The following is a 26,709-nucleotide window of genomic DNA, read 5'->3' as shown; positions in this document are numbered from 1 at the left end:
TTATGAAGGTTATGGGAACAAGTAATTTTGAATATGAAGATGGTGAGTTGAGTGAAGCTATTTTAGATATAGAGGAAAGGCATAATTTAAGAAAAGAAGAAAAAAACGATACTGAATTTGTAAATAGTATTTTAGAGGTAATGCTTGATTCATATATAAATAAATTTGATGCTAGAAGGGTTCAGATAATGGCTCACTTTAAAGTTATGATGATGCATTTTAAAGAGGATATTAAATATGCTGAGGATGAAAAAAATATAAAAAGAGCTATTGAAAGATATGATAAATCGTTAAAAAAGCAGATTAAAGTTACTGATAACGATTTAACGTTGGTTAGCTTGATGACTGATGTAGAAGAAATTGTAAAAGAGTTTTATGAAACAAGAAATATGGTAGATAAATTATATGATATGGTGATGGAAAAAAGATATTATTTTAAAGCAAAAATATTAGAAAATAGAAATAAAGTTTGCAATCATATAGATGAAGAATTTTCTAAGTTACTTGAGACTGAAAAGGGAAAAGAATTTAAAGATTATATAATAAAAGCTCATAATTTATGTAAGAGTGAATTATTAGATGATAAAAGATTTAATCATATATAGATTAAAATATTTTTATTATGGATTAGATAAAAAATAGATAACATGTTGTAAATAATCAATATAAAAGGTCTAACAAAAAATGTTAGACCTTTTATAAATTTAATTAACAGTTACATTCAAAAGAACCACAATCGGTTGTTTCAGCTGTTCTAGCTTCTGGTTTGTTTTTAGTAACCATTATTTTGTTTAAAGTACAATAGTTATCTTCAGGACAATGATATTTACATTCGTTTACTGTACATCCTATACTTTCATTATGTTTCATTTTAAATCACTCCTCTTTATTAATTAATCAACTAACTATTTGTTACTTGATGCTATTATTATGTGAAGATTATAAATTTTTATTCGTGGAAAAATCATACATATATAAAAGCAAAGATTTACTTATTTAATGACTTTTTGCAACAGTTAATTTTTGTTTTGCAGTTGCTTTTTTTATAAAAAATATAATTATTGATGCAATAATTATTATAATAGTTCCTATTATTGTGCTTGGAGATATTATTGTTCCCATTATTAAAAATACCAATATAGGTACTATTATTGGTTTTATATAAAAGGTAGCAGTTGCTGTAATAGCTGAGGTTTCTTTCATAGCTCCAACAAAGAAGAAAAATCCTAATCCTTTTACGACAATACCAACATAAATCAAAAGAGGTAAACTAGTTAAAGTTATTCCATGTATTATTGGTACACCTGTTATTCCCATAAAAACAAATAGTAAAATTGCACCCCAAAGAAATGAAATAGTATTTGTTACTGATTTACCATATTTATGTACATATTTTGTAGCAAATACATTAAATAAAGCTATGCATATAGCAGCACCTACAGCGCAAAATATTCCTAAAATTTGATTTGGATGAGAATTGGTTTGTGAAAATGGATTTGAAATTATTATTATACCGATTATAGCTAAAGTTATTGATATCCAAGCTTTGGGATTCATTTTTTCTTTTAATATAATTTGAGCAAGTGGTACTGTTATAATGGCATTGGCGCAGATTATGACAGCTACTATGGCGGGATTTGCATAAACTAGCGCTTGTTGTGCTAAAGACATACCAATGGAAACTTGTATTATGCCTAAAAAACCAAAATAAAATATATCTTTTTTGTTTAATTTTAGATGTAATTTTCTTATGTCTTTTATAGCAAAAGGTAAAAGTATTAAAGCGCCTATAAAATAACTAATAGAATTAATTTGCATTGAATTAAGATTCATATTACTTAAGTAACTACCGGATATTTCTTGGGTACTAAAGCAAAGTGCTGCTAAGAATATAAAAATAAAACCAGTGTATTTTTTCATAATGACATCTCCAATCATTTTTAAATATTTGAATATTCTAATAATTAAGTTTATTGTTTAAAGATATATTAATATTTAAGATAAGTGATAAAAATTAAAATATTTTTATGGCTTATTACTTTGTAGTGTTTAAGTAAAACATTTACATTGACTATATGAATAATTATAGCAAGGTGTAATTAAAAAGTCAACAAATGTTAAATAAAATATCAATTGTTAAAAATAAAGGCAAAATAATTTATAAAAATATTTCATTTGATATGAATAAATTAGTGCTAAAATCATTGAAAATAAAAGAAAACAGAAAAAAGAGGTTAAATATAACGTTTTTTAAAATGTTTAAAGATTTAAATTTTTTATTAAAAAATGTGATAAAATATTTCATATGAAAAAATTAATTTTCTTAATTATATATATTTAAATAATAACTATAAAGATTTATAAGATAAAATAAAAAATAGCTATCAAAAATCATTGATAGCTATTAAAATTAATTATTAATCACAAAGTGATAAAATTTTTAATGCTGTATCTTCATCTGTTATTAATACATTTACAAATTTACCTTTTAGCGCTCCAAGTATTGCTTCGGCTTTTAATTTTCCAGAAGCCATGGCTATTCTATATTTAATATTTAATATAGTTTTTAAGTCAACTCCTACAACTTTTTTATTTATATCGGAGTTAATTAATTTTCCATTAATGTCATATGCATGACCATATATACAACCAACAGCGTTTTGTGGTTTTAAGTCATGGACTAGATATTTTGACCAAAGGCTAGAAGCAAATGCAGCTTCTGTTGTTCCAATTCCAGATAAAATTATGTCAGATTTATTTGCTAGAAAAAGTGTATCATGAATCACAGGTTCTTGCAGAAGATAAGCTCTAGCATATTCATTATCTACATAAAGTGGAGCATGTAAATATTTATACCCCCCACCATAACTATTTGCTACTTTTCTTATAAGTTCAGGTGAATCAATTAAAGGATCATCTTTAGCTGCAGAACCTACAAGTTGTAAAACAGTTATTGATTTTTTTCTTTAGGATTTAAATATTTAATCATATTAGCTAAAGTTTTTCCCCATAACACTCCGATTATATAATTATTTTCTATTATAGAATCTAAATACTTAGCACCTATTTTACCAAGAGATGGTATTATTTCATCATAAGGAATTATAGTGGTATTTAGAATAAATATATTTTTTAAATCGAATTTTTTCTTAAATGTTTCTTCAAGATCAAGCATTCTTTTCCTAGGATAATTTATAGAAATTTCAACAACTTGTTTTTCTCTAGCCTCTTGGAGATATTTAGCTATTTTAAAGCGTGTACTAGAAACTTTATTTGCAATTTCACTTTGAGTCATTCCTAGATTATAATACATATTAGATATTTCAGCTAAAAAGGATAATTGTTCTGTTTTATTCATCTTTTCATAATTTTCTATCATAAAAAATTCCTTTCACAGTCAATATTAAATAATAAAAAATTAATATTGGAATCATTTGTGTTTTTGTGTTACAAATGTAATTAAATTATAAATTATTTTTTTTTAGCTTTCAACATTTAAATAATATGTTTAAAAATACTATAAATTTGGGCGTTGTTTTTTAAATAGTTATGGAAGTTTTATATACTTTAAAGTATATAATTAGTGCATTTATTAAAAGTAATCCAGTTGTTATAAAGAATATATTTCTTATTCCAAAATACGCTCCGATTTGTCCACCTAAAATTGCACCTAAAAATGTACCTAAATATTGAAAGGACATATTAACTCCTAAGACTCTAGCTGTTACCTCTTTTTTAGTTGCCCTTTTTATCATTGAATTAATACCAGGAACTATTCCAGCTGTTGCAAAACCTAATATAATACGAAGAATTGTTAATTCAAAGGCATTGCTAACAAAAGCTTGAGGTAAATATATAATAGCAGAGAATATAAGAGATACTAAAATTATTTTTTTTGTACCAATTCTATCTGAGAGTTTTCCAAGGGCAGGTGCTGCTAAGATGCTTCCAAGACCTGTTGCAGAAAATGCTATTCCAGATATTAAAACTACATTGTATGTATTAGTGGTAAGGGTTGATATGTATTGTGTCATCATAGGTTCTATAGAGTATAGAGCTGTTCTTAATATAAAACTTGTTGTAAATAGTGAAATTATAAGAGCAGGTTCAGGAACCATTTTCCATACCTCTTTAAATTTTAAATTGCTTGTTTTAATAACTTCAAATTTTTCTTTAACAAAGACAATTGTAGCAATAAAAGTTATAAATAATAAAATACCTATAACAAAAAAAACATTCCTAATTCCGATAGTATCGGCTAAATATCCACCAACTAAAGGTCCAACAAGAGAGCCAGATACTGTGGCTGTTGATAAAACTCCAAGAGCCCAACCAACATGATTTTTATTAGTTTGAGTGGCTACTAAGGTTATGCATGCTGTAGTATAACCAGAAACTGCACCTTGAAGAGCTCTTAATATAGTTAGCTCATATACATTTTGGGAAAATCCCATCAAAAATATTACAATTGCCATTCCGATACTTGCCCTTAAAAGCATTGGTTTTCTTCCGTGCTTATCAGACATTTTAGCCCACATAGGGGATACAATTGCAGATATCAAAAAAGTAATACCAAAACAGATTCCAGAGAGTATATCAACGTTATGAGCATTTTCTACTCCTAAATCTTTTATATATACAGGTAAAAAAGGAGCTATTTGACTTAGACCAATTGCAGTTATAAAAGCTCCAAACCAACATACAAATAAATTTCTTTTCCATATTTCCATATAATTAAATCTATTCCTTTCTTAAATAATTTAATTTTAAATAGTTTATTAGTAAACACATAAATATAGTATAAAACTAAATAATACATATGTATAATATATGTTTTTATCATATATATAAATAAAATATATGAGTAAAAAATATAAATATTATTTTAAAATTAATGTATACTTTTAAATGGTTGTAAAAAATTATTATTAAGGAGAAGAATATGGATAATGTATTAAGTTTAAATGAAATTTGTTTAGATATAGCATCTTTAGCTGCAAAAGCTATTTTATATGAAGTGTCTTGTTTTCCATCTCCAGGTCTTGTATCACCAGTATCTTCAGGTTCTCATGATGATATGAATTACTATACATTTATAGATAGTACATTTGCAATAACTAAATATTTGGCTCTTTTTGCGAATGAAGGAATGAAGGAAGAGGAGTTATCTAAAATATTTTTAAATATAAAAAAAATAGGTATTAAAGCCGAGAAAGCTATGTTTAATTCTACGAAAAATGTAAATACTCATAAAGGAATGATATTTTTAATAGGGATTTGTATAGCGGCGTCTAGTTATGCAATATGCCATAAAAAAGATTTTTATGATATTCAAAATATAATAAAAAGTATGTGTAAAGGAATAGTTAAAAATGATTTTAAAAATCTAGAAAAAAAGAAAAAAATAACTCATGGAGAAAAATTGTACTTACAATATGGAATAACTGGGATAAGAGGAGAGGTAGAAGATGGAATTCCATTAGCTTTTAACTATGGACTAGATTTATACGAAAATAGTTTATATTTAGAGGAAAATGAAAGACTTGTACATACTCTCATTGGAATAATGCAATTTTGTGATGATTCAACTGTTATACATAGGACTGGAATAGAAGGATTAAACTATGTAAAAATGTATCAAAAGAAATTATGAATTTAGGTGGAATGAAGACTGATTTTGGGAAAAAAATGATAAATAAATTAAATGATGATTTTATAAGTAAAAATATAAGCCCTGGGGGAAGTGCAGATATTTTAGGAGTTACTATATTTTTATACTTTATTAAAAGATATATGAAAAATTTATAGCATAACGAACATTAGAGAGAAAATAATAAATAAAATGTGGTATTTATAAATAACAATATTGAATATTTTATAAAAATATAATATAATTGTTCATGTTTGTAAAAAGAATTAATAAATATAAGGAGTTTATTATGGAAAATAATAACTATAACGTAAAAAGCACGAACTTTTGGACAGCGCTATCAACATTTCAAAAATGGTTTTTAGTTATATTTGGGGTAGCAAGTATTTTTTCTTTTATTAGCCCAATACTTATGGGACAAGGTTGGGATTCGGTTTTTACTCTTTTGGGGATAATTGGTTTTATCTGTTCAATAAGTGGAGTAATAGCATCTATATATCAAGCTAGGGCGGAAATTATACTTTATGCTTTTTTATTAACTAACACTGTTACATATGGATGGGTGTCATGGGAAAATGCTTTATATGGGCAAGTAATTCAAAATATAATATTACTTCTTCCAATACAAATTGCAGGGCTTATTGCTTGGAAGAGAAATTTAGCAAAATCAAAAAATAAAGAAATTCAAATAAAAAAATTTACAGCTAAAAAATGGATAATAACTATAATAGCACTATTTATTTGTTGGGGACTTTATTATCTTTTATTAGTTAATTTGCCAAACATAGCATCAGCAGTATTTGGTGTTACTATCTCACCAGATGCATCACCTGTTATGGATTCATTAACAACAGTTTTAACAGTAATGGCTATGATTTTAACTTCTTTAAGATACATAGAACAATGGTATTTTTGGATTATTTGTAATATAGGAGTTGTATTGTTTATACAAAGTTTATTTGAGACAAGTAATATTACAGCATCTATAATAGTTAGTGATTTTTCAGGAATGATAAATTGGGTACAATACGGGGTTGGAGCAATTTATGGATTCTATCTTTGGAGAAAGATGTATAATAAAAGACAGAGAGGATAATAATTGTAAAATAAAATTTAATTATTTTCTAGTAAATAGTTAAATTAAAAAATAATTACTTGATAATAATTATTTTTTAATTTATAATAGTCATAAAATATTAGTTTTAGGAGGAATAACAATGGAAATAAGAATATGTCCTGCTTGTTCAGGAGTTGATATGGAAAAATTAAAAGCTTTAGTTGGAGAAAATAATGTAGATGATAACTGCATTGCACAATGCGGAGATGAGTTTACAGCATTTATAAATGATGAATTAGTTCAAGCAAATAGTGAAGAAGAATTTTTTGCAATGGTTAAAGAAAGAATGTAGTACATATAAAAAAACGCACCTTAAATTTTAAGGTGTGTTTTTATTTTGTTAATCATAAATTTAGTATAAGATAAATTTCATAACCTGTATCAAATTAGTATTGACTACATATAATAATAGTAGTAAAATAATCGTATAAGATTAATCGTATAAGATTAATAGAAAGGTAATAAGAATGGATATTTTAAAAATAGATAGTCAATTGTGTTTTAAAGTTTATTCAGCATCAAAAAGTATAATAAGATTTTACAATCCATTATTAAAAAAGTTAAATTTAACTTATCCTCAATATTTAGTAATGCTTGTAATTTGGGAAAATGAATCTATATGCTTTAAAAATTTAAGTTGTATTCTTAGAATGAAGACAGGTACATTGACTCCAATAATAAGTAAGCTAGAGAAAAGTGGTTATATAAAAAGAGTAAAGGATGAGGCAGATGATAGAAAAATAAACATTGTTATAACTGATTTAGGAGAAGCTCTTAAAGGGGAAGCGATAAGCATTCCAGATAAAATAGCTTGTTCTTTAAATCTTTCAAATGAAGAGTATATTCATTATATGAAAGAATTTAATGATTTTCTAAATAAATTAGAGAAAATAGAAAAATATTGCGAATAAAGTTTAACTTGAAATAAATATTAAATTTAATAATAGTTATATATAAAAAATGACAAAATAAAATTAATAATTAAAGTTATAGGAGGAAGAATAAATGAGATATGATATTGCAATAGTTGGAAGTGGTCCAGCAGGACTTTCAGCAGCTATAAATGGAAAAATTAGGAATAAAAATATAATAGTTTTTGGAACAAAGGAGTTAAGTGGAAAAGTAAATAAAGCGCCAAAGATTAATAATTATCTTGGACTTCCAGGCTTAGACGGTAAGGCTCTTAAAGAACATTTTACTGAGCATATAGAAAAGATGGGTATAACAATAACAGAAGAGAGAATTAATAATATTTATGCTATGGGTGATTATTTTGCTCTAATGGTTAATGAAAAAATGTACGAAGCATCAACAGTAATTCTTGCTACTGGAGTTGAATTTACAAGACCTATAAAAGGAGAAGAGCAATTTTTAGGAAGAGGAGTTGGATACTGTGCAACTTGTGATGCACCTCTTTATAAAAATAAAATAGTGGCTGTGGTTGGTTATAATCATGAAGCAGCAGAAGAAGCAAATTATGTAAGTGAACTTGCATCGAAAGTTTATTTTGTTCCTATGTATAATGGAGAGAAAGATTTAAATGATAATATAGAAATAATAAAGGAAAAACCAATAGAAGTTGCAGGTGAAAATTTAGTTAATAGGCTTATTTTCAAGGATAAAGAAGTGAAGGTTGATGGAGTATTCTTTTTAAAAGATAGTATAGCACCAAATCAATTAATGCCAGGTCTTGAAGTAGAGGGTGGTCATATAAAGGTTGATAGAACAATGGCTACAAATATTAAAGGGTGTTTTGCAGCAGGAGATATAGTTGGAAAACCATATCAATATATAAAGGGTGCTGGTGAAGGATTAGTTGCAGCTTTAAGTGCAGTTTCTTATTTAGAAAAGTTAAAAAAAAGTAATTAGTTAATAATTTTAATAATAGACTATGCCAAAAGTTTATAAAATATATAATATTTTGGTGTGGTCTGTTATTTTTTATATAAAAATATATTTTTTTGCATAAAAAATTCTTTATTATTTACTAAGTTAAAATTTTATATATAATATATATGTAAGATTAATATAATTGTTTAAAATGTGATAATATTATAATACATAAATAAGTATTAAATTTAAAAAAGAAAGAAGGCTTAAGTTATGGCTACTGTAAAAATATTTAATAAAAAAATTTCTTGGGATGGCTTAAATTTAACTTGTGCAATGGAAAGATATTTAAATACTAATAACCTTGCATTAGAATTATATGATGAAGAAGGGGAATTTTATTTAGTAGCTACTCTTGATTCTAGACAAACACTACCAAAGACAAATAATGCTATAATATATAATGATAAAGAATGTGCAGGAATATTAAATGCATTTACTAAAGTAAATATGGTCAAGGTTGTTGGTAAAATAGATGTAAAACTTATGATTAGAGATTTAGTTGTTGTAAATACTAGACAATTTGCTGAAGTTGATGAAGATGTGTTCTTAGAATTTGCAAAGAGTAGCTATACTGACTTAAATGAATTCTTAAATAGAAATAATGAAAATGTAAATGAAGAAGAAGTTATAGAAGAAGTAACAGAAAATATAGCTAAAGACGATGAAAAGATAGATTTTATGGATGATTTAGAATTAGATAAAAAATTAGAAGCTATTTTAAATGATTTATAAGATAGATAGTAAAATTAAGACTGTAAAATTTTTTGCAGCCTTAATTTTTTACTTAACAAACAGTTAAAACTTTTCTAAATGTATTTTCAAATAATATTTTTTTCATATGAAAATTTTTTAAGAACTCTTTATTGCACCTAAAATTAACATTTAGAACTATTTCATATGGATTAATACATATATCATTAATTTCAAATGAATCATCCTTGTAATAATCAATAGAATCGCAAACTCTTAAAATAGATATAATCTTTAGCAAAGAATCATAACTAAAGTCTTTTGAAATTTTTGCATCGTTAGAAATAAATTTTCTATGACTACAAGCTACTATTGATATAGGCATTGTCAAATCTTTAAAAAGATAATAAAATCTTTTATCTCCTAAAATTATATTTTTTGAATATTTGTGATGGTCTTTGTCATCTATATATTTTCCTATATCATGAAGAAGACTAGAACCTATAAGAATTAATTTTTCATCTTCAGTTAAAGAATAAGGATCTTTTAGTGAATTAAATAGCAACAAAGAAAATTTACAAACTCTAATGTGGTGGTTTATAGTTTTTTCAGAACAATATTCGCTACTTAAGTATAAAACATCCTTAATAGAAAAGTCAGACAATATTTACCTCCTAGTTTATAATTGCTAAGTAATATTTATTAGTATATTACTAGGTTATAATTAATTTATATTTATTATGTACTAAAAAGTAGTCAAATACAATAAGATTTATAATAAAAAGTTATAAGTTTTTATTAAATGCTAAAAATATGTAAATAGAACTTATTTTCATAGGTAAATTACTATGTTATATATAAAAAATATTTATTTTACTTATAATTAAAAAAGATGTATTATAAATATGTAGAAATAAAAGAAATTTAATCATTAATTATAAAAAAATGTAATATTTTTTATTTTGTAGGGGTTTAAATTAGTTTTAGTTACACTAGATCGGATAAATGTTAAATTAGCTTTTATTTAAATAAAAAAAAGTTTTAGTTACATTAAAGAGCGGAAAAGATAAATAGGGATAGATTTTATACATTTTTGTTTAAAATTTATCTCTTTTTATTATGGGTAAAATAAAAAAATCATAATTATTTGTTGAATAAATAAAATATTATTTTTAAAATATATTATATAAGAATTTTTATTATATAATTAATATTGAGAGTTTGGTGCAATTATGAATTTTAGAAGACTAGAAATATTTTATGAAACTGCTAAAAATTTAAGTATGACAGAAGCAAGTAAAAAATTATATATAACTCAACCATCGGTAAGCCAAGCTATTAAAGAATTAGAAGAGGAGATTAATTCGAAGCTTTTTGATAGGATAGGAAAAAAATTATATTTAACTCATGAAGGGGAGATATTTTTAATTTATACAAGAAGAATATTAAATTTATATGAGGAAAGTAATAAAATTTTAAGTGAAATCAATGATGGTGAGAGGGGAAAAATTTATTTAGGGGCAAGTTCTACTATAGGGACTTATATACTTCCAGAGATAATGAATAATTATTGCAATGATTATAAAAATATAGATATATCATTAAAAATAGGAAATACTGAGAGTATTGAGAGTTTGGTTTTAAATAATGAAATTGATTTTGGATTTATAGAGGGGAATTTGAAAAGTGATGAAATTATAAAAACAATTATGTGGGAAGATGAAATTGTTTTTATATGTAATAATAAACACAGGCTTTCCAATTTAGATTTTATAGATAGCAATGAGATTAGAAAAGAGAAACTTATAATAAGAGAAAAGGGAAGTGGTTTGCGTGAAACTGTGGATAATTATTTAATTAATAATCACATAACCCATAATATATTTATGGAACTTGGAAATTCAGAAGCTATTATAAGGACGGTTAAAAATGGTTTGGGAATTGGATGTATTTCTTTAAAGTGTATAGAAAATACTAATTTTGGAGAAAGAATAAAGATATTAAGACTAAAAAATGGTGCTATAAAAAGAAAACTCTATCTTATTGTCCATAAAGATAAATTACTTACTAAAAATATGAAGAATTTTATAGAATATGCTATAAATAATAAATAAATTTAACTTTAATGTTATATAAAAATACATATAAAATTAGTATTATCACATTTATTGATATATAATATGATTTGAAAGATTAATAATAAGCGAGAAAGCAAAAGAGAAAATAAGATTAAGGTAGGATAGTATGATAGAAGAATTAAGGACTTTTATAGCGGTAGTAGAATATGAAAATTTCACAAAGGCAGGTGAAATTTTACATTTATCTCAACCAAGTGTAAGTGTGCATATTAAAAATTTAGAAAAACAATTTAATACAGATCTTATAAGTAGGTCTGTAAAGCAAAAAAACATAGTTATAACAGAAAGTGGGAGAGTTCTTTATAAAAGAGCAAAGGAAATAATAAAGATATTAGAAGATACAAAAAATGAAGTTGAAAATATTTCAAATGTTGTCAATGGACATCTTAGAATCGGGGCTAGTTATACTATAGGAGAATATTTTCTACCAGCTTTCTTAGGGTATTTTGTAAAAAAATATCCTGATGTTAAAATAGAACTTATTATAGATAACACTAGAAAAATATGTGAAAAAGTAAAACATTTTAAAGTAGATATAGGACTTATAGAGGGCAATCCAACATCCTTTGAATTTGAACAAGAACATTTTTTAAGGGATAATTTGGTTTTAATGCTACCTAATGAATATGAACATATAAGGGCAACTAAAGATTACTCATGTCTTCAAAATTTAAATTGGGTAACGAGAGAAGTTGGTTCTGCAACTCGTGAATCTTTAAATATGTTTTTAAATGCAAATAAAATAGTTCCTAAGGGAATAATAACTTTAGGAAGTAGCTTTGCCGTAAAAGAAGCTGTTAAAAATGATTTAGGAATAACATTAATATCTGACTTTGTTGTTAAACATGAAGTGGAATTTGATAAGAGTATAAGCATTATAGAATTAGATGATATATACAAAAGATATTTTTCTTATATATTACCTAAAAAGATAAAATATTCAAATGCCGTAGCCGCATTTAAAGAAGAGCTTAGCAAAAATGCAACATCTTTTAAAAGATAAATTTTAGTAGAATTTTATATATTAAAGTAGTATTATTAAACTTAAAACACGTATGATAATTTCCGAAAGGGGTTGGGATTAAAAATCATGGATAAAATAGTGAGGGTAGGAGTAGATATTGGTTCTACAACTATAAAAATGGTAGTTCTAGATGAAGATAATAAGCTAATTTATAAGACATATAGAAGGCATATGGCTAATATAAGAAATGCTTTTTTAGAATGTTTAAATGATGCTAAGGATTTTATAAAAGATAGTAATATAAAATGTACGATAGCTGGTTCAGGTGGTATGACATTAGCAAATGATTTAGGAATAGAATTTATTCAAGAAGTAATAGCTAGTACTAAAGCTATTAAAGATAATAATCCTGATGCTGATGTTGTAATAGAGCTTGGTGGCGAAGATGCTAAGATAACATATTTACAAGGTGGAGTAGAACAAAGAATGAATGGTACTTGTGCAGGTGGTACGGGGGCATTCATAGATCAAATGGCAACACTTTTAAATATGGATGCTACAAAACTTAATGAAATAGCTAAAGGTTATTCACATATATATCCAATTGCTGCTAGATGTGGAGTTTTCGCTAAAACAGATGTACAACCCTTAATAAATGAAGGTGCAGATAAGGCAGATATTGCAATGTCAATATTTCATGCAGTAGTTGTTCAAACTATAAGCGTATTAGCTTGTGGAAGACCTATAAAAGGAAAGGTTGCATTTTTAGGAGGGCCTTTAACATTTTTATCAGAGCTTAGAAATAGATTTATAGAAGTTTTAAATCTTAAAGAGGAAGATGTTATTTTTCCAAAAAATTCAGAGCTTTATGTGGCTTTAGGTGCAGCATTAAGTTGTGAATCTGAAATTAGTTTTACTTATGAAGATATAATATATAAGTTAAATAATATAGGGGAATTTCAAAGTGAAAAAACAAATACTTTAGATGCTTTATTTAAAAATGAAGAGGAATATAGAGAATTTAAGGAAAGGCATGAAAAAAATAATATAAAGAAGTTAGATATAAAAGCAGCAAATGGAAACTGTTATTTAGGGATAGATGCAGGTTCAACTACAACCAAAGCAGCATTAATAAATGAAAATGGGGAAATTCTTTATTCATACTATGGTGGTAATGAAGGTAACCCTGTAAATACTTCAAAAAATATATTGTTAGACATATATAAAAACTTGCCTGATAAAGCCAAAATAGTAAATAGTGCGGTTACAGGGTATGGAGAAGCGTTATTGAAAGAAGCTTTTTGTATAGATATTGGAGAAATTGAGACGGTAGCTCACTATAAAGCAGCTAAATTCTTCTTAGATGACGTGGATTTTATATTAGATATTGGTGGGCAAGATATGAAATGCTTAAAAATTAAGGATGGAGTAATTCAAAGCATAACTTTAAATGAAGCGTGCTCAGCTGGATGTGGTTCATTTTTACAAGCATTTTCTAAATCTTTAGGATATGAAATAGAAGACTTTGCAAATAAAGCATTGTTTGCAAAAGAACCTGTTGATTTAGGTTCTAAGTGCACAGTATTTATGAATTCAAAAGTAAAGCAAGCACAAAGGGAAGGTTATAGTGTAGAGGATATATCTGCAGGTCTTGCTTATTCTGTAGTTAAAAATACCTTATATAAAGTAATAAAACTTAGAAATCCCGAAGATTTAGGTAAAAATATAGTTGTTCAAGGTGGAACATTTTATAATGAGGCTGTTTTAAGAAGTTTTGAAATCTTATCAGGAAGAAATGTTACAAGACCTAATATTTCAGGACTTATGGGAGCATATGGTGCAGCTCTTTTAGCTAGAGAAAGATTTGAGGATGGATATAAAACTACTCTTTTATCTAATGAAGATGTAAGAAATATAACTTTAAACACTAATATGACTAGGTGTGGACTTTGTTCAAATAATTGCCAATTAACAATAAATAAATTTAATAATAATAAGAGATTTATATCAGGAAATAGGTGTGAAAGACCTTTAGGAAACAAGGAGCACAATAAAGATATACCAAATCTTTATGAGTATAAATATGAAAAATTATTTTCCTATAAACCTTTAGAGAAAGATAAAGCTAAAAGAGGAATTATTGGAATACCGAGGGTTTTAAATATGTATGAAAATTACCCATTTTGGTTTACATTCTTTGATGATTTAGGCTTTAGGGTTATAATATCTGATAATTCATCTAAGGCTCTTTATGAAAAAGGATTAGATTCTATAGCGTCAGAGAGTGCATGTTATCCTGCAAAGCTTGTTCATGGTCATGTAGAAAATTTAATAGAAAAAGGTATTAAAAATATATTCTTGCCTTGCATAATTCATGAAATTAAGGAAATAGAAAATGCAGATAATTGTTTTAATTGTCCTGTTGTAACATCTTATGGTGAAGCTATAAAAAATAATATGGAATCATTAAAAGAACATGATGTGAATTTTATAAATCCATTTTTACCTTTTAGAAATAAGGATAAACTTAAAAAGAGATTAGTTTCAGAACTTAAAATGTTTGATTTATCTAAAGGAGAAGTGTCTAAGGCTGTAGATAAAGCTTGGAATGAGCTACAAAAATGTAAGTTAGACATAAGAAAAAAAGGTGAAGAGGCGTTAAAATATATTGAAGATAATAATATTAAGGGAATTTTATTAGGTGGAAGACCATACCATATAGACCCAGAAATAAATCACGGTATACCAAAAATAATAAATAGCTTAGGAATGGCAGTATTTACGGAAGATTCTGTATCACACTTAGGAAAGGTTCAAGATAAGCTTCAAGTAGTAGATCAATGGGCGTATCATTCAAGACTTTACACATCTTCAACATTTATTTCTAATAGAGATGATATAGAACTTGTGCAATTGACTTCTTTTGGTTGTGGTTTAGATTCAATAACAACAGATCAAGTAAATGATATATTAACTGATAAAGATAAGATTTATACTAATATAAAAATTGATGAAGGAAGCAATTTAGGAGCGGCTAGAATAAGGCTTAGATCATTAAAAGCTGCTATGGATGAAAGAGAGAGAACAAATTTTATAAGACATGAAAAGGAAAAAGAACCTAAAAAGAAATTTGTAAATCCAGGGAAAAATAGAACAATATTAATCCCTCAATTTTCACCTATTCATTTTGAACTTATGAAAGGACTTATGGGCAATTATGGTTATGATATAGTTGTTCTTGATGAATCTAAAAATGCAATAAATGAAGGGTTAAAGCATTTAAATAATGATGTTTGTTATCCTGCAATAGTTGTTATTGGTCAAATATTAGATGCCTTAAAATCAGGTAAATATGATGTTAATAATGTTACAATACTCTTAGCTCAAACAGAAGGTCAATGTAGATTTACAAATTATATAAAACTTTTAGAGAGAGGATTAAAAGATGCTGGGTTTAATGATATTCCTATACTATCTTTTAATATGGCAGGAGCCAAGAAAGAATATGCTTTAGAAGGATTAAATTTAGAATTTCTTACAAAATCCTTAGCGGGTATGATATATGGTGACCTTTTAACAAAAGTATTATATAGGGTTAGACCTTATGAGAAGATAAAAGGAAGTACACAAAAAGCTTATGATAAATGGATGAATATTTGTAAAGAATCTTTTAAGCATCCAATAAAATCACAGTATAAGCATATTATAAGTGGAATAATAAAAGATTTTGAGGCTATTCCAAGAATAAATATTGAAAAGCCAAAAGTTGGGGTAGTTGGTGAGCTTTTAGTTAAGTTAAATCCTGTTGCTAATAATAGAATAGTAAATATGTTAGAAAGTGAAGGAGTAGAAGTTGTATCTAATGATCTTTTATCTATAATGTTATCTTCTAGTTATAATAAGATATTTAATTACAAAAAATTAGATGGAAAATTTATAGATAGTTTAAAAGGTGGTTTTACTATTAAATTCATTGAAAGATATCAAAAGGTATATTTAGATGCATTAAAAAATAGTAAATTATTCTATCCATCTGAAAAAATAGGTGAACTTGCTAAAAAAGCGAGCAGTATAATTTCTTTAGGTAATCAATCAGGAGAAGGTTGGAGGCTTCCAGGAGAGATAATAGAGCTTGCTGATTGGGGAGTTAATAATATAATATGTGTTCAACCATTTGGATGTTTACCAGCTCATTCAAATGCAAGGGGAACTATAAAAGCTTTAAAAGATAAATATAAAAATTTAAATATAGTTCCAATAGAGTATGATCCAGGTTCTAGTGAAGTAAATCAAATAAACAGAATAAAACTTATGTTAGCTAGTGCTTTTAATAAAATATAAATAATTAAAAAAGCTTGATTAAATTCAAGCTTTTTTAATATTTTATTTTACAAATATAAAAAATATTTGATTTATAAATATGTAAAAATATGGTAAAATTAATTTAAATATCTATTATTTGGAGAGAAATTATGAAGAATAATATTAAATTTATATTAAAGATTGCTATAATTTACATGTTTGTAGCTATATTTTGTTCATTTATTTTTTCTAAGTCTTATTATGATATATTTACTTTGGATAATTTGGGTAACATAAGTTATGATGAGTTTTTAAGTATTTTAAAAAATTTATTAAAAGGAATAATATATGGAGGGGTATTATTTATTATTAAAGATTCATATATAGGTAAAGAATATGGATATATTAGAATTTTTTTAGTTATAATGGTTTTAGGAATTATAAACATTAAAAAATTTTCTTTTTATACATTAGATAGCTTTTACAATAATATTTCTGTAGGCTTTAAAATAAAGGGAATTTTAGAGGTGGCGTTAGAGACAATAATTTTTTCATTTTTAGTTGCTATGCCAAAATCACATGATAAAAATAAAAAGGAATGTTTGGTATCAGGTGGACTAACTATTATAAGTTTATTTGTATGTAACATAATAATATATAAGTTATCTAATATTTCTCTGGCTTATAAATTATATAAAGAAGATATTTTTATAATAATAGTATCTGCTATGGCAGTATTTATAGCTACAAAATGGTTCTATAAGACCAAACATAAAAAAAAATATTTAATAATCATAGGTATATATTATTTATTAATAGCACTTATACCGTTTATATATTCAAACATATTTTTATTTTCCTCATTTTATAAGTATGGAATTTCGCTTCTTATAAATTTGATTCCAGTTAATATATTAATTTTGTATAATGCCGTGTCTAAAATATCATAATTTATTTATTGTTTAAATTGAATACAAAATACTGTAAAAGTTATAAAACTTACAATATATTTCTATAAAATTAATTTAATTTTAATAAAATATTAAAAAAATATGATATAATTAAAAATATAGCGAAAATTATTGCGAGTTTAGCTATATGCTTTAAATAATTAATAATTTTGCCTTAAATATTAATTGTTTTTTTATTTAAATTAAATAATTTGTTATAGGAAAATTTTAAAAAGAGAGGTGAAATCGTTAATAAAGTTAAATGCTTTATAGCGAAAGAGTATGAATAGATTACAAGAAGTTTTAGAATATAATAAGAAATTTGTAGAACAAAAAGGATATGAAAAATATATAACATCAAAACATCCAGATAAAAAGATGGTTATTTTAACTTGTATGGATGCTAGACTTACAGATTTGCTTCCAAAAGCTATGAATATAAAAAATGGTGACGCTAAAATAATAAAAAATGCAGGTGCAACGATAGCACACCCTTTTGGTAGTGCTATGAGAAGTATCATAGTTGCAATTTATGAGTTTAATGCTGAAGATGTTTTTATAGTTGCACATAAAGGATGTGGAATGTCTAATTTAGATACATCATTATTTATTAAAACAATTATAAATAGAGGAGTGTCTGAAGAAATAATAGATACTGTATATAATTCAGGAATAAATATAAAAAAGTGGCTTCATGGATTTGACTCAGTTGAGGAGTCAGTAAAGGATAGTGTGGAAGTTGTAAGAAAACATCCACTTATACCTAAAGATGTAAGAGTTCATGGACTTGTTATAGATTCTTCAACTGGTGAACTTGAAGTTATAGTTGATGGAAATAAATAAGGAAGCTTTAAAGCTTCCTTATTTAAATATTTTAAATTTATTCTGCAACGTCTATAAAGGAAAATTTATCAACATTAAATAAGCCTTTATCAGTAATTTTTAAAGATGGGATTACAGGAAGGGATAAAAATGATAGAGTTAAAAAAGGATTAAAGTTTATTTTAGGTGCTATTATATCTATTGCATTGTGCAGATTTTCTAAATCCTTTAAAACTTCATCAACAGGACGTTCTGTTATAAGCCCACCTACTTCTAAAGAAAGAGATGCTAAAATTTTACCATCTTTACAAATAGAAATTCCACCCTGTATATTTTTAAGATTTTCTATAGCTTTTAACATATCCAAATCATTAGTTCCACAAACTATAAGATTATGAGAATCATGAGCTATTGTAGTTGCTATTGCACCAGATTCTATTTTTAATCCATTTATAATTCCAAGTCCAATGTTTCCAGTATTTTTATGCCTTTCTATAACTGCAATTTTTAATAAATCATTATGGATGGATGGTATAAATTCATCTCCTAGGTTTAAATCTTTAATATTTAGTTTTAAATGATTACTTTCTAATTTGTTTGGTATTATTTCGATAACATTTAAAATATTTTTATTTTTAATATTTATTTTAAAATCATTTACGGTTAACTTGCTAAAATTCATAGTACAAGGAAGATTAGAATTTGATGGTTTGTATGAATCTATATTAACTAATTTGTTATCCTTAACTACAAGACGACCATTTTTATAAACTGAATTTATAGAAAATGTATTTAAATCATCTAAAATTAAAAAATCCGCAATATATCCTGGAGCTATAGCCCCTTTATATTTTATATTATAGCATTCACAAGTATTTAATGTTGCCATTTGTATCGCTGTTTCAGGCATAATACCATGGTTTATACACATTTTAATAGAATTATTTATTGTTCCATTTTTTATAATATCATCAATATGTTTATCATCTGTACAAAGACATAATTTTCTACTGTTTAATGCAGATACACTTTTTACAAGTTCATTTAAGTTTTTAGCAACCGTACCCTCTCTTATAAGAACATACATTCCACGTCTTACTTTATCTATAAGTTCTTCACTTGTATGGCTTTCATGATCTGTTAGTATGTTAGCAGTTGCATAAGTATTTATTAAATCTATAGAAAAGCCAGCTGCGTGCCCATCAATTGTTTTATTATTTTCTCTAGCATCCCAAAGTTTTTCTATCATATCTTTTTCGCAATTTAAAACAGAAGGGAAATTCATAACTTCAGCTAATCCTAAAACTTTATTGTTGCAATAATAGGGACTTAAATCTGTGCTATTTAAGACAGCTCCTGAATTTTCAAAAGATGTAGCTGGTACACAAGAGGGTAACATAAAATAAAAATCAAAAGGGAGATTTGAACTTTTTGACAACATAAAATCTATTCCTTTTGTACCAAGTACATTGGCTATTTCATGAGGATCTACTATCATAGATGTCACTCCATGAATTAGTGCTGTTTGATAATATTGATCAGGGGTTAAAAGAGAAGATTCTATATGAGCGTGAGCGTCTATAAGACTTGGACAGATATATTTTCCTGTTCCATCAAGTTCTAATTTTCCGCTATATTCACCAATTCCAACTATATATCCATTAAGTATAGCTACATCTGAAATGAATGTAGAACTTTGAAAGACATCTACAATGTTAATATTTTTAATTACTAAATCGCATGGAATTTTTTTAGCAGAAGCTTTAATTGATTTTACAAAATTTTCCTTATTCATAAAAAACCTACCTTTAAAATATAAATTAATCTTATGGAAATATCCTAAATAATCACACCATTTACGGTGATGTGGTAGAAACGCTTAAACCATATTATTAAGCTTATATAAAGGTTTTATAAACATTATATTAATCATATGGTATAATGTCAAATGATTACTAAGTAATTAGTTCTAATTTATTTTATTAAAAATTCATAAAAATAATAAATTTTTAGAGATATGATTAGCTAATTACTATAAATAAAAATAATGGTAAAAATTTAATGTGCATTTCTTTGTAACTTTTTGTAGTCTAACCATAAAGTTGCTTTGACAAAAATCAACAAAATAATTAATATAATAATATGGATTTGTTTTGAAGAGTTAAGAATGTATCATATAAGATATTTTAAAGCACATATAATATATTACTAAATTTTAAAATCAACAAAGAATTAAAGTATATAACAATGTATTTTATAGGATGCAGTTAACTGACGGAATTTTAATTTTACTTTAAAATATTAAATAATGTATAAATATCGGAGGTTTTTAAATAATGGATAATTTATTTCATATTGGAATAGATATAGGGTCTACTACTGTTAAATTTGTAATTTTAGATACAAATAAAAATATTATTCATAGTAGATATGAAAGGCATTACTCAGACATTAGAAAAACAGTAGCTAAAATTTTAGATTCTTATTATGATGAGTTTAAATTTGCAAGAGTTACTGTATCTATTACAGGATCAGGTGGAATGGCAATTGCAAGTTCACTTGGAATAAAATTTGTTCAAGAGGTGATAGCAGGTACAAAGGCAATAGAAGTATTTTTACCAGAAACAGATGTAGCTATAGAACTTGGCGGAGAGGATGCTAAAATAACTTATTTTCAAGGTGGAATAGAACAAAGAATGAATGGAACATGCGCAGGAGGTACTGGTTCATTCATAGATCAAATGGCTGCCCTTTTACAAACTGATGCTACGGGACTAAATAATTTAGCTAAAAATCATAAAACAATATATCCAATAGCAGCTAGATGTGGGGTTTTTGCAAAAACAGATGTACAACCTCTTTTAAATCAAGGAGCTGCTAAAGAAGACATTGCAGCCTCTGTGCTTCAAGCGGTTGTAATACAAACAATAAGTGGACTTGCATGTGGAAGACCTATAAAAGGAAATGTTGCATTTTTAGGTGGACCACTTCACTTTTTATCAGAACTTAGAAATAGATTTATAGAAACCCTAGAACTTAAAGATGAAGAAATAATATTTCCAAATAATTCAGAAGTTTTTATAGCTCTTGGTGCTTCTTTATACTCAATAGAGGAAACTCCTCTTCAATTTTTAGAGCTTAGAAATAAGATAAAGAATGTTGATGTTTCATCTTTAAGTGAATCTGAAACTCTTAAGCCACTATTTGAAAATGAAGAAGAACTAAAGAAATTCATACAAAGACACGAGAAAAATTCAGTACATAGAAAAGAAATAAGTGAACTTAAAGGGAATGTATTTTTAGGGATAGATGCAGGATCTACAACAACTAAAGTTACATTAATAGATGAAAACTCTAACATAGTATTTACTCATTATGGAAGTAATGGTGGTAGTCCATTAAATTCATCAATGGCTGTTTTAAAAGAATTATATAGTATTTTACCTAAAGGAGTTAAAATAGTTAATTCAGCAGTAACAGGTTATGGTGAAGAACTTTTAAAATCTGGATTAAAGGTAGATATAGGTGAGATAGAAACAGTAGCTCACTATAAAGCAGCTGCACATTTTCAACCAGGTGTAGATTTCATATTAGATATTGGTGGACAAGATATGAAATGTATAAAGATAAAAGACGGTGTTATAGATAGCATTGTGTTAAATGAAGCATGTTCTGCTGGATGCGGTTCATTTTTAGAAACTTTTGCTAAATCATTAGATATGAATATAAAGGATTTTGCACAAAAAGCTCTTTTATCAAAAAGACCAGTTGATTTAGGTTCTAAGTGTACGGTATTTATGAATTCTAGAGTTAAACAAGCTCAAAAGGAAGGAGCCGACGTTAGTGATATATCTGCAGGACTTTCATATTCAGTAGTTAAAAATGCGCTATTTAAAGTTATTAAGGTTAGAAATCCTAAAGAACTTGGGGAAAAAATAGTTGTTCAAGGTGGAACATTTTATAATAATGCAGTTTTAAGAAGTTTTGAACTTTTATCAGGAAGAGAAGTTATAAGACCAGACATAGCGGGAATTATGGGAGCTTTTGGTGCTGCACTTATAGCTAAGGAAAGATATGAAGAAGGATATGTAACAAAACTTTTAGGTGAAAAAGAATTAGAAGATTTTAATGTGAAATCATCAATGACTAGATGTAATATATGTTCAAACCATTGTCTTTTAACTATAAATAAATTTAGCAATGGAGAGCGTCATATATCAGGGAATAGATGTGAAAGGGGCGCAGGAAAGCCAATAAAACATAACCACATTCCAAATCTTTATAAATATAAATATGATAAATTATTTAGCTATGAACCATTAAAGGAAGAAGAAGCAAAAAGAGGTGTAATTGGAATACCAAGAGTTTTAAATATATATGAAAATTATCCATTTTGGTTTACTTTCTTTACAAATCTTGGATTTAGAGTACAGATTTCTGATAAGTCGTCTAAAAAGGTCTATGAACAAGGAATTGATACTATTCCATCAGAATCAGTTTGTTATCCAGGAAAATTAGTACATGGGCATATAATAAATCTTATAGATAAAAATATAAAAAATATCTTTTATCCAAGTATAATTCATGAGAAAAAAGAAAATGAGAATGTAGATAATCATTTTAATTGTCCAATAGTAATATCTTATCCTGAGGTTATAAAGAATAATGTAGATAGAATAAGAGAAGAAAATATAAACTTTATGAAGCCATTTTTACCACTTCATGATAAAAAAAGGCTTAAAGAAAGGCTTTTTGAGGAATTAAGTAGCTTTGATGTTTCTAAGAAAGAAATAAATGAGGCTGTTGATAAAGCATGGAGTGAGCAAGAGAGTTTTAAAGCTGACATAAGGCAAAAGGGTGAGGAAATAATAAAGTATGTTAAGGATAATGGCGTAAAAGGAATAGTTTTAAGTGGAAGACCATATCATATCGACCCAGAAATAAATCATGGTATGGCTGAGCTTATAAATTCTTTAGGAATGGCAGTGTTAACAGAGGATTCTGTCGCACATTTAGGCAGTATAGATACTCCTCTTAGAGTGGTTAATCAATGGGCATATCATTCAAGATTGTATTCAGCCGCTACTTATGTTGCTAAAAATGATGATTTAGAAATAGTTCAATTAAATTCATTTGGATGTGGAATAGATTCAATAACTACAGAACAGGTTCAAGAAATATTAAATAAGCATTCAAAAATTTATACAACTATAAAAATAGATGAAGGAAATAATTTAGGTGCAGCAAAAATAAGGCTTAGATCTTTAAAAGCTGCTATGGAAGAGAGAAAAAATATTAAAAATTCTGCTCAAAAAGCACAAAATGTTACTTATGTTAACAAAAAAGAGTTCACAGAAGAAATGAGAAAAACACATACAATATTGGCTCCACAAATGTCCCCTATACATTTTGAGCTTTTAGAAGAAGCATTTAGATTGTCTGGATATAATATTGTAGTTTTACCTGCAAATGATAAAAAAGTTGTAGATGAAGGTTTAAAATATGTAAATAATGATGCGTGTTATCCTGGAATTATAGTGGTAGGTCAAATAATAAGTGCATTAAAATCAGGAAAATATGATTTAAAAACTACTTCTGTGATTATAAGTCAAACAGGGGGAGCTTGTAGGGCAACTAATTATATAGGTTATTTAAGAAAGGCTATGGAAGACGCAGGATTTTCAGATATTCCAATTATATCTTTAAATGCAAAAGGTATGGAGGAAAATAGTGGATTTAGCTTAACATTGCCTATGCTTCATAAATGTATAATGGGAATTATTTATGGAGACTTGCTTATGAAAGTTTTATATGCTGTAAGACCATATGAAAAAATTAAAGGTTCAGCTAATGTTCTTTATGATAAGTGGATGGAAAAATGTAAAGAATCTTTAAAGAAACCTAATATATTAGTTTACAGAGAAAATATAAAGAGGATAGTTCGTGAATTTGAAGCTTTAGAAGTTACAAATGATATAAAACCAAAGGTTGGAGTTGTTGGAGAAATATTAGTTAAATTTAATCCAATAGCAAATAATGATATTGTAAGTATTATAGAAAAAGAGGGGGCAGAAGCAGTTGTTCCAGACCTTTTAGACTTTTTCTTATATTCAATTTATGGTAGTACTTATGCAAATAGATATTTAGCAGGAAGTAAGAAACAGAAAATATTTGGAAATGTTTTTATATCTTTAGTAGAGCTTTATAGAACGCCTTACAGAAATGCGGTTAAAAATAGTAAATTTATAAGATTGGGTTCAATAAAAGGATTAGCTCATGAAGCTTCTAAGGTGGTTGATCTTGGAAATCAATCTGGTGAAGGATGGCTTTTAACGGGTGAAATGATGGAACTTATAGAAAATGGGGTTGAAAATATAGTTTGTATGCAACCATTTGGTTGTCTTCCAAATCATGTTACTGGAAAAGGTGTTATGAAAGAAATAAAGAGACAAAATAGCAATGCAAATATTGTTGCAGTTGATTATGACCCAGGTTCTAGTGAAGTAAACCAATTAAATAGAATAAAACTTATGTTATCTACAGCTTTTAAAAATCTTAATAAAAGACAAGGAAAAAGCAATGATTTAGACAGTATAGAAGAAAAATCTATAGAAAAAAAAGAAAAAGAAAATAATATTATAGGATAAAAATAAAGGAGCTAAGTCTAAAATTTAGACTTAGCTCCTTTATTTTTATAATAGGATAGATAAGGTGTTATGTAATATTTAAAATTAATATTTAATATATATAATGTACTAAAAATTAGTTTAAACAATTATTTATTAAATTATAATGAAGGGGATTAAGATAAATGGGAAATATTGAATATTTAAAAATAAAAAATTATAGTGATTATAAAAAGTTAGTAGAAAATATAGAAAATTTATGCTCAGATAAAAGACCCTTAGTTGTAATTCCAGAGTTATTATCAAATATTGAAGAGCAGGAAATTGCAATTAATATTGCAAATACTTTGGCATTAAAAGAAAATAAAATTTTAATCATTGATTGTAATTTTAGAAATTTAAATACTTATGAACAATTTGATATATCAAATAATTTTGGTTTGTATGAAGTTTTAGTAGAAGATATAAATGTAGAGGATATTATAGTAAATATTGATAATAATTTAGATATTTTAACGTTTGGAATTAAGAGATTAAATTTGGTAGATTTGTTAACAGCTAATAAATTGAAAAGTATTGTAGTTTATTTGAAAGAATTTTACGATTATATAATTTTGGATATGCCAGAAACATTTACGGAGTATGGGCATATATTAAATGAAATTAAAGATGTTATTTTGCTTGGTAGAGAAAATTAACTTTAGTTAAAAAGAATAGTCATTATTAAAATAGAAAGCTAAGTTCATAGAAGTAAGGTTAAATAGGGATTGTATTGATATAAATAATTAAATATTAATTATTAAAGAAGGGATAAAATGAAAATATCAATTTATATTGCAAATAAAAAGTATAAGTATTTATCTTCTTATAGAAAGGTTCAATATATAGATGATATGGATAGGGAATATGAAACTAAAACAATAACTAGTAATAAGATATTAGAATATATTAATCTTTATGAAATTAATAAAGAACGGCTTTCTTATTATAATAATAAAATTATTCTTCTGTGGATTGGTGAACGCAATGAATTAAATAATTTAAAAAAAATATTACCTAATCTAGATTTGCTAGCGAAAAAACTTAAATATCAAAAGTTAATCTTAAAGGTTATATGTGATGAAAAGTTAGAAATTGGTGTAGATTCTTTAATTATAGAAAATATAAAATTTACTGAAAAAAGCGTTCTTAATGAAATGTTAAAATCTCATATAGCAATAGTTTGTCTAGATGATTTGTATAAGTTAAATGAAAAAATATATATTAATCTAATTCAATATATAGGGGTTGGTCTTCCGATAGTTGTATCTCAAAATAGTATAGCTGAAGATTTTATAAAAAATAATAATGGTTATTTGGCAAAAGAGGAAAGTGATTTTGAAAAATTTATATTATATCTTACAGAAAAGAGTATATGGAAAAATAAATCTAATTTGTCAAGGAAACTTTGGGAAGATGAATTTGATTCGTACGACATTAAAAATATAGTGGAAAGTAAATTTAAATCGTAGTAATAGGTGGTATCAAAATAAAATTATTGATGCCACCTTTGAATTT

21 protein-coding genes, 1 pseudogene and 1 riboswitch are annotated in these 26,709 nt (G+C 26.1%); of the genes and pseudogenes, 16 read left to right on the top strand and 6 right to left on the bottom strand.

Annotated elements, in window-relative coordinates; all coding sequences use genetic code 11:
• The first annotated feature begins 2 nt into the window (after positions 1-2).
• Entirely contained in the window at positions 3-605 is a 603-nt protein-coding gene (locus tag DR020_RS00805) for a hypothetical protein (RefSeq protein ID WP_055258019.1), read from the top strand.
• Positions 606-708: 103 nt separating this feature from the next.
• Here DR020_RS00805 and DR020_RS00800 read toward each other — a convergent pair whose 3' ends face one another.
• The 4 genes and pseudogenes from DR020_RS00800 to DR020_RS00780 form a co-directional block, all read right to left on the bottom strand.
• Entirely contained in the window at positions 709-870 is a 162-nt protein-coding gene (locus DR020_RS00800) for a DUF1540 domain-containing protein (protein WP_070101159.1), read from the bottom strand.
• Between the two features lie 126 nt (positions 871-996).
• Positions 997-1,920, bottom strand: a complete 924-nt coding sequence (locus DR020_RS00795; protein WP_112364985.1) for a DMT family transporter — start codon at positions 1,918-1,920, stop codon at positions 997-999.
• Positions 1,921-2,417: 497 nt separating this feature from the next.
• A pseudogene (locus tag DR020_RS00785) lies at positions 2,418-3,175 on the bottom strand (sugar-binding transcriptional regulator).
• 364 nt (positions 3,176-3,539) lie between these two features.
• Positions 3,540-4,730, bottom strand: coding sequence for a multidrug efflux MFS transporter (locus DR020_RS00780; RefSeq protein ID WP_055258013.1), 1,191 nt, complete (start codon positions 4,728-4,730; stop codon positions 3,540-3,542).
• Between the two features lie 212 nt (positions 4,731-4,942).
• Between DR020_RS00780 and DR020_RS00775 the strand changes: the two genes are divergently transcribed.
• From DR020_RS00775 to DR020_RS12390, 7 genes are all read left to right on the top strand, one after another.
• Complete coding sequence (locus DR020_RS00775; RefSeq protein ID WP_265327729.1) at positions 4,943-5,653, top strand: triphosphoribosyl-dephospho-CoA synthase; 711 nt, start codon at positions 4,943-4,945, stop codon at positions 5,651-5,653.
• Complete coding sequence (locus DR020_RS12570; protein ID WP_265327728.1) at positions 5,650-5,808, top strand: triphosphoribosyl-dephospho-CoA synthase; 159 nt, start codon at positions 5,650-5,652, stop codon at positions 5,806-5,808. Before DR020_RS00775 ends, DR020_RS12570 begins: the two co-directional genes overlap by 4 nt.
• Positions 5,809-5,939: 131 nt before the next feature.
• On the top strand, positions 5,940-6,746 hold the full coding sequence (pnuC, locus tag DR020_RS00770) for a nicotinamide riboside transporter PnuC (protein ID WP_055258009.1): 807 nt from the start codon (positions 5,940-5,942) through the stop codon (positions 6,744-6,746).
• 121 nt (positions 6,747-6,867) lie between these two features.
• A complete protein-coding gene (locus tag DR020_RS00765) occupies positions 6,868-7,059 on the top strand; it encodes a hypothetical protein (protein ID WP_055258007.1) in 192 nt (63 codons plus the stop codon).
• A 175-nt stretch (positions 7,060-7,234) separates the two neighbouring features.
• A complete protein-coding gene (locus DR020_RS00760; protein ID WP_112364982.1) occupies positions 7,235-7,678 on the top strand; it encodes a MarR family winged helix-turn-helix transcriptional regulator in 444 nt (147 codons plus the stop codon).
• A gap of 94 nt (positions 7,679-7,772) precedes the next feature.
• Complete coding sequence (locus DR020_RS00755) at positions 7,773-8,636, top strand: NAD(P)/FAD-dependent oxidoreductase (RefSeq protein WP_055258003.1); 864 nt, start codon at positions 7,773-7,775, stop codon at positions 8,634-8,636.
• Between the two features lie 234 nt (positions 8,637-8,870).
• Positions 8,871-9,392, top strand: coding sequence for a hypothetical protein (locus tag DR020_RS12390; RefSeq protein WP_070101156.1), 522 nt, complete (start codon positions 8,871-8,873; stop codon positions 9,390-9,392).
• 52 nt (positions 9,393-9,444) lie between these two features.
• Here the strand turns inward: DR020_RS12390 and DR020_RS00745 are convergent, their stop codons facing one another.
• On the bottom strand, positions 9,445-10,014 hold the full coding sequence (locus DR020_RS00745; protein WP_058993099.1) for an HD domain-containing protein: 570 nt from the start codon (positions 10,012-10,014) through the stop codon (positions 9,445-9,447).
• Between the two features lie 568 nt (positions 10,015-10,582).
• On the opposite strand from DR020_RS00745, the gene DR020_RS00740 reads away from it, so the two are divergent.
• The 5 genes from DR020_RS00740 (at position 10,583) to DR020_RS00720 (ending at position 18,547) form a co-directional block, all read left to right on the top strand.
• On the top strand, positions 10,583-11,464 hold the full coding sequence (locus tag DR020_RS00740; protein WP_058993101.1) for a LysR family transcriptional regulator: 882 nt from the start codon (positions 10,583-10,585) through the stop codon (positions 11,462-11,464).
• Positions 11,465-11,594: 130 nt separating this feature from the next.
• The gene (locus DR020_RS00735; RefSeq protein WP_058993103.1) at positions 11,595-12,491 is read left to right on the top strand and encodes a LysR substrate-binding domain-containing protein; all 897 of its coding nucleotides are present in this window, start codon (positions 11,595-11,597) and stop codon (positions 12,489-12,491) included.
• Between the two features lie 87 nt (positions 12,492-12,578).
• Positions 12,579-16,793 (top strand): acyl-CoA dehydratase activase-related protein, encoded by a 4,215-nt coding sequence (locus DR020_RS00730; protein ID WP_112364981.1) that lies wholly within the window; start codon positions 12,579-12,581, stop codon positions 16,791-16,793.
• Between the two features lie 131 nt (positions 16,794-16,924).
• Positions 16,925-17,704, top strand: a complete 780-nt coding sequence (locus DR020_RS00725) for a hypothetical protein (RefSeq protein ID WP_112364980.1) — start codon at positions 16,925-16,927, stop codon at positions 17,702-17,704.
• Positions 17,705-17,986: 282 nt separating this feature from the next.
• Complete coding sequence (locus DR020_RS00720) at positions 17,987-18,547, top strand: beta-class carbonic anhydrase (RefSeq protein ID WP_055257991.1); 561 nt, start codon at positions 17,987-17,989, stop codon at positions 18,545-18,547.
• A gap of 37 nt (positions 18,548-18,584) precedes the next feature.
• On the opposite strand, the gene ade is transcribed toward DR020_RS00720, so the two are convergent.
• Positions 18,585-20,321 carry an adenine deaminase gene (ade, locus tag DR020_RS00715; protein WP_112364979.1) on the bottom strand — a complete coding sequence of 579 codons (1,737 nt, stop codon included), beginning with the start codon at positions 20,319-20,321 and terminating at the stop codon, positions 18,585-18,587.
• A 29-nt stretch (positions 20,322-20,350) separates the two neighbouring features.
• A riboswitch (purine riboswitch) is annotated at positions 20,351-20,452 on the bottom strand.
• 410 nt (positions 20,453-20,862) lie between these two features.
• Between ade and DR020_RS00710 the strand changes: the two genes are divergently transcribed.
• The 3 genes from DR020_RS00710 (at position 20,863) to DR020_RS00700 (ending at position 26,663) form a co-directional block, all read left to right on the top strand.
• Entirely contained in the window at positions 20,863-25,173 is a 4,311-nt protein-coding gene (locus DR020_RS00710) for a 2-hydroxyacyl-CoA dehydratase (protein WP_112364978.1), read from the top strand.
• A gap of 164 nt (positions 25,174-25,337) precedes the next feature.
• On the top strand, positions 25,338-25,850 hold the full coding sequence (locus DR020_RS00705; RefSeq protein ID WP_112364977.1) for a tyrosine-protein kinase family protein: 513 nt from the start codon (positions 25,338-25,340) through the stop codon (positions 25,848-25,850).
• 117 nt (positions 25,851-25,967) lie between these two features.
• Positions 25,968-26,663: a hypothetical protein gene (locus DR020_RS00700; RefSeq protein ID WP_112364976.1), complete on the top strand. Its 696-nt coding sequence runs from the start codon at positions 25,968-25,970 to the stop codon at positions 26,661-26,663.
• Positions 26,664-26,709: the final 46 nt, after the last annotated feature.

Source organism: Sarcina ventriculi (assembly GCF_900456775.1).
Classification (GTDB): Bacteria; Bacillota; Clostridia; order Clostridiales; family Clostridiaceae; genus Sarcina; species Sarcina ventriculi.
This window is presented reverse-complemented; position numbering and strand designations above follow the sequence as displayed.

Bases quoted from the DNA above. Each gene is read 5' to 3' on its own strand.
- DR020_RS00805 (WP_055258019.1), top strand. From the start codon at position 3: ATGAAGGTTATGGGAACAAGTAATTTTGAATATGAAGATGGTGAGTTG.
- DR020_RS00800 (WP_070101159.1), bottom strand. From the start codon at position 870: ATGAAACATAATGAAAGTATAGGATGTACAGTAAACGAATGTAAATAT.
- DR020_RS00795 (WP_112364985.1), bottom strand. From the start codon at position 1,920: ATGAAAAAATACACTGGTTTTATTTTTATATTCTTAGCAGCACTTTGC.
- DR020_RS00780 (WP_055258013.1), bottom strand. From the start codon at position 4,730: ATGGAAATATGGAAAAGAAATTTATTTGTATGTTGGTTTGGAGCTTTT.
- DR020_RS00775 (WP_265327729.1), top strand. From the start codon at position 4,943: ATGGATAATGTATTAAGTTTAAATGAAATTTGTTTAGATATAGCATCT.
- DR020_RS12570 (WP_265327728.1), top strand. From the start codon at position 5,650: ATGAATTTAGGTGGAATGAAGACTGATTTTGGGAAAAAAATGATAAAT.
- pnuC (WP_055258009.1), top strand. From the start codon at position 5,940: ATGGAAAATAATAACTATAACGTAAAAAGCACGAACTTTTGGACAGCG.
- DR020_RS00765 (WP_055258007.1), top strand. From the start codon at position 6,868: ATGGAAATAAGAATATGTCCTGCTTGTTCAGGAGTTGATATGGAAAAA.
- DR020_RS00760 (WP_112364982.1), top strand. From the start codon at position 7,235: ATGGATATTTTAAAAATAGATAGTCAATTGTGTTTTAAAGTTTATTCA.
- DR020_RS00755 (WP_055258003.1), top strand. From the start codon at position 7,773: ATGAGATATGATATTGCAATAGTTGGAAGTGGTCCAGCAGGACTTTCA.
- DR020_RS12390 (WP_070101156.1), top strand. From the start codon at position 8,871: ATGGCTACTGTAAAAATATTTAATAAAAAAATTTCTTGGGATGGCTTA.
- DR020_RS00740 (WP_058993101.1), top strand. From the start codon at position 10,583: ATGAATTTTAGAAGACTAGAAATATTTTATGAAACTGCTAAAAATTTA.
- DR020_RS00735 (WP_058993103.1), top strand. From the start codon at position 11,595: ATGATAGAAGAATTAAGGACTTTTATAGCGGTAGTAGAATATGAAAAT.
- DR020_RS00730 (WP_112364981.1), top strand. From the start codon at position 12,579: ATGGATAAAATAGTGAGGGTAGGAGTAGATATTGGTTCTACAACTATA.
- DR020_RS00725 (WP_112364980.1), top strand. From the start codon at position 16,925: ATGAAGAATAATATTAAATTTATATTAAAGATTGCTATAATTTACATG.
- DR020_RS00720 (WP_055257991.1), top strand. From the start codon at position 17,987: ATGAATAGATTACAAGAAGTTTTAGAATATAATAAGAAATTTGTAGAA.
- ade (WP_112364979.1), bottom strand. From the start codon at position 20,321: ATGAATAAGGAAAATTTTGTAAAATCAATTAAAGCTTCTGCTAAAAAA.
- DR020_RS00710 (WP_112364978.1), top strand. From the start codon at position 20,863: ATGGATAATTTATTTCATATTGGAATAGATATAGGGTCTACTACTGTT.
- DR020_RS00705 (WP_112364977.1), top strand. From the start codon at position 25,338: ATGGGAAATATTGAATATTTAAAAATAAAAAATTATAGTGATTATAAA.
- DR020_RS00700 (WP_112364976.1), top strand. From the start codon at position 25,968: ATGAAAATATCAATTTATATTGCAAATAAAAAGTATAAGTATTTATCT.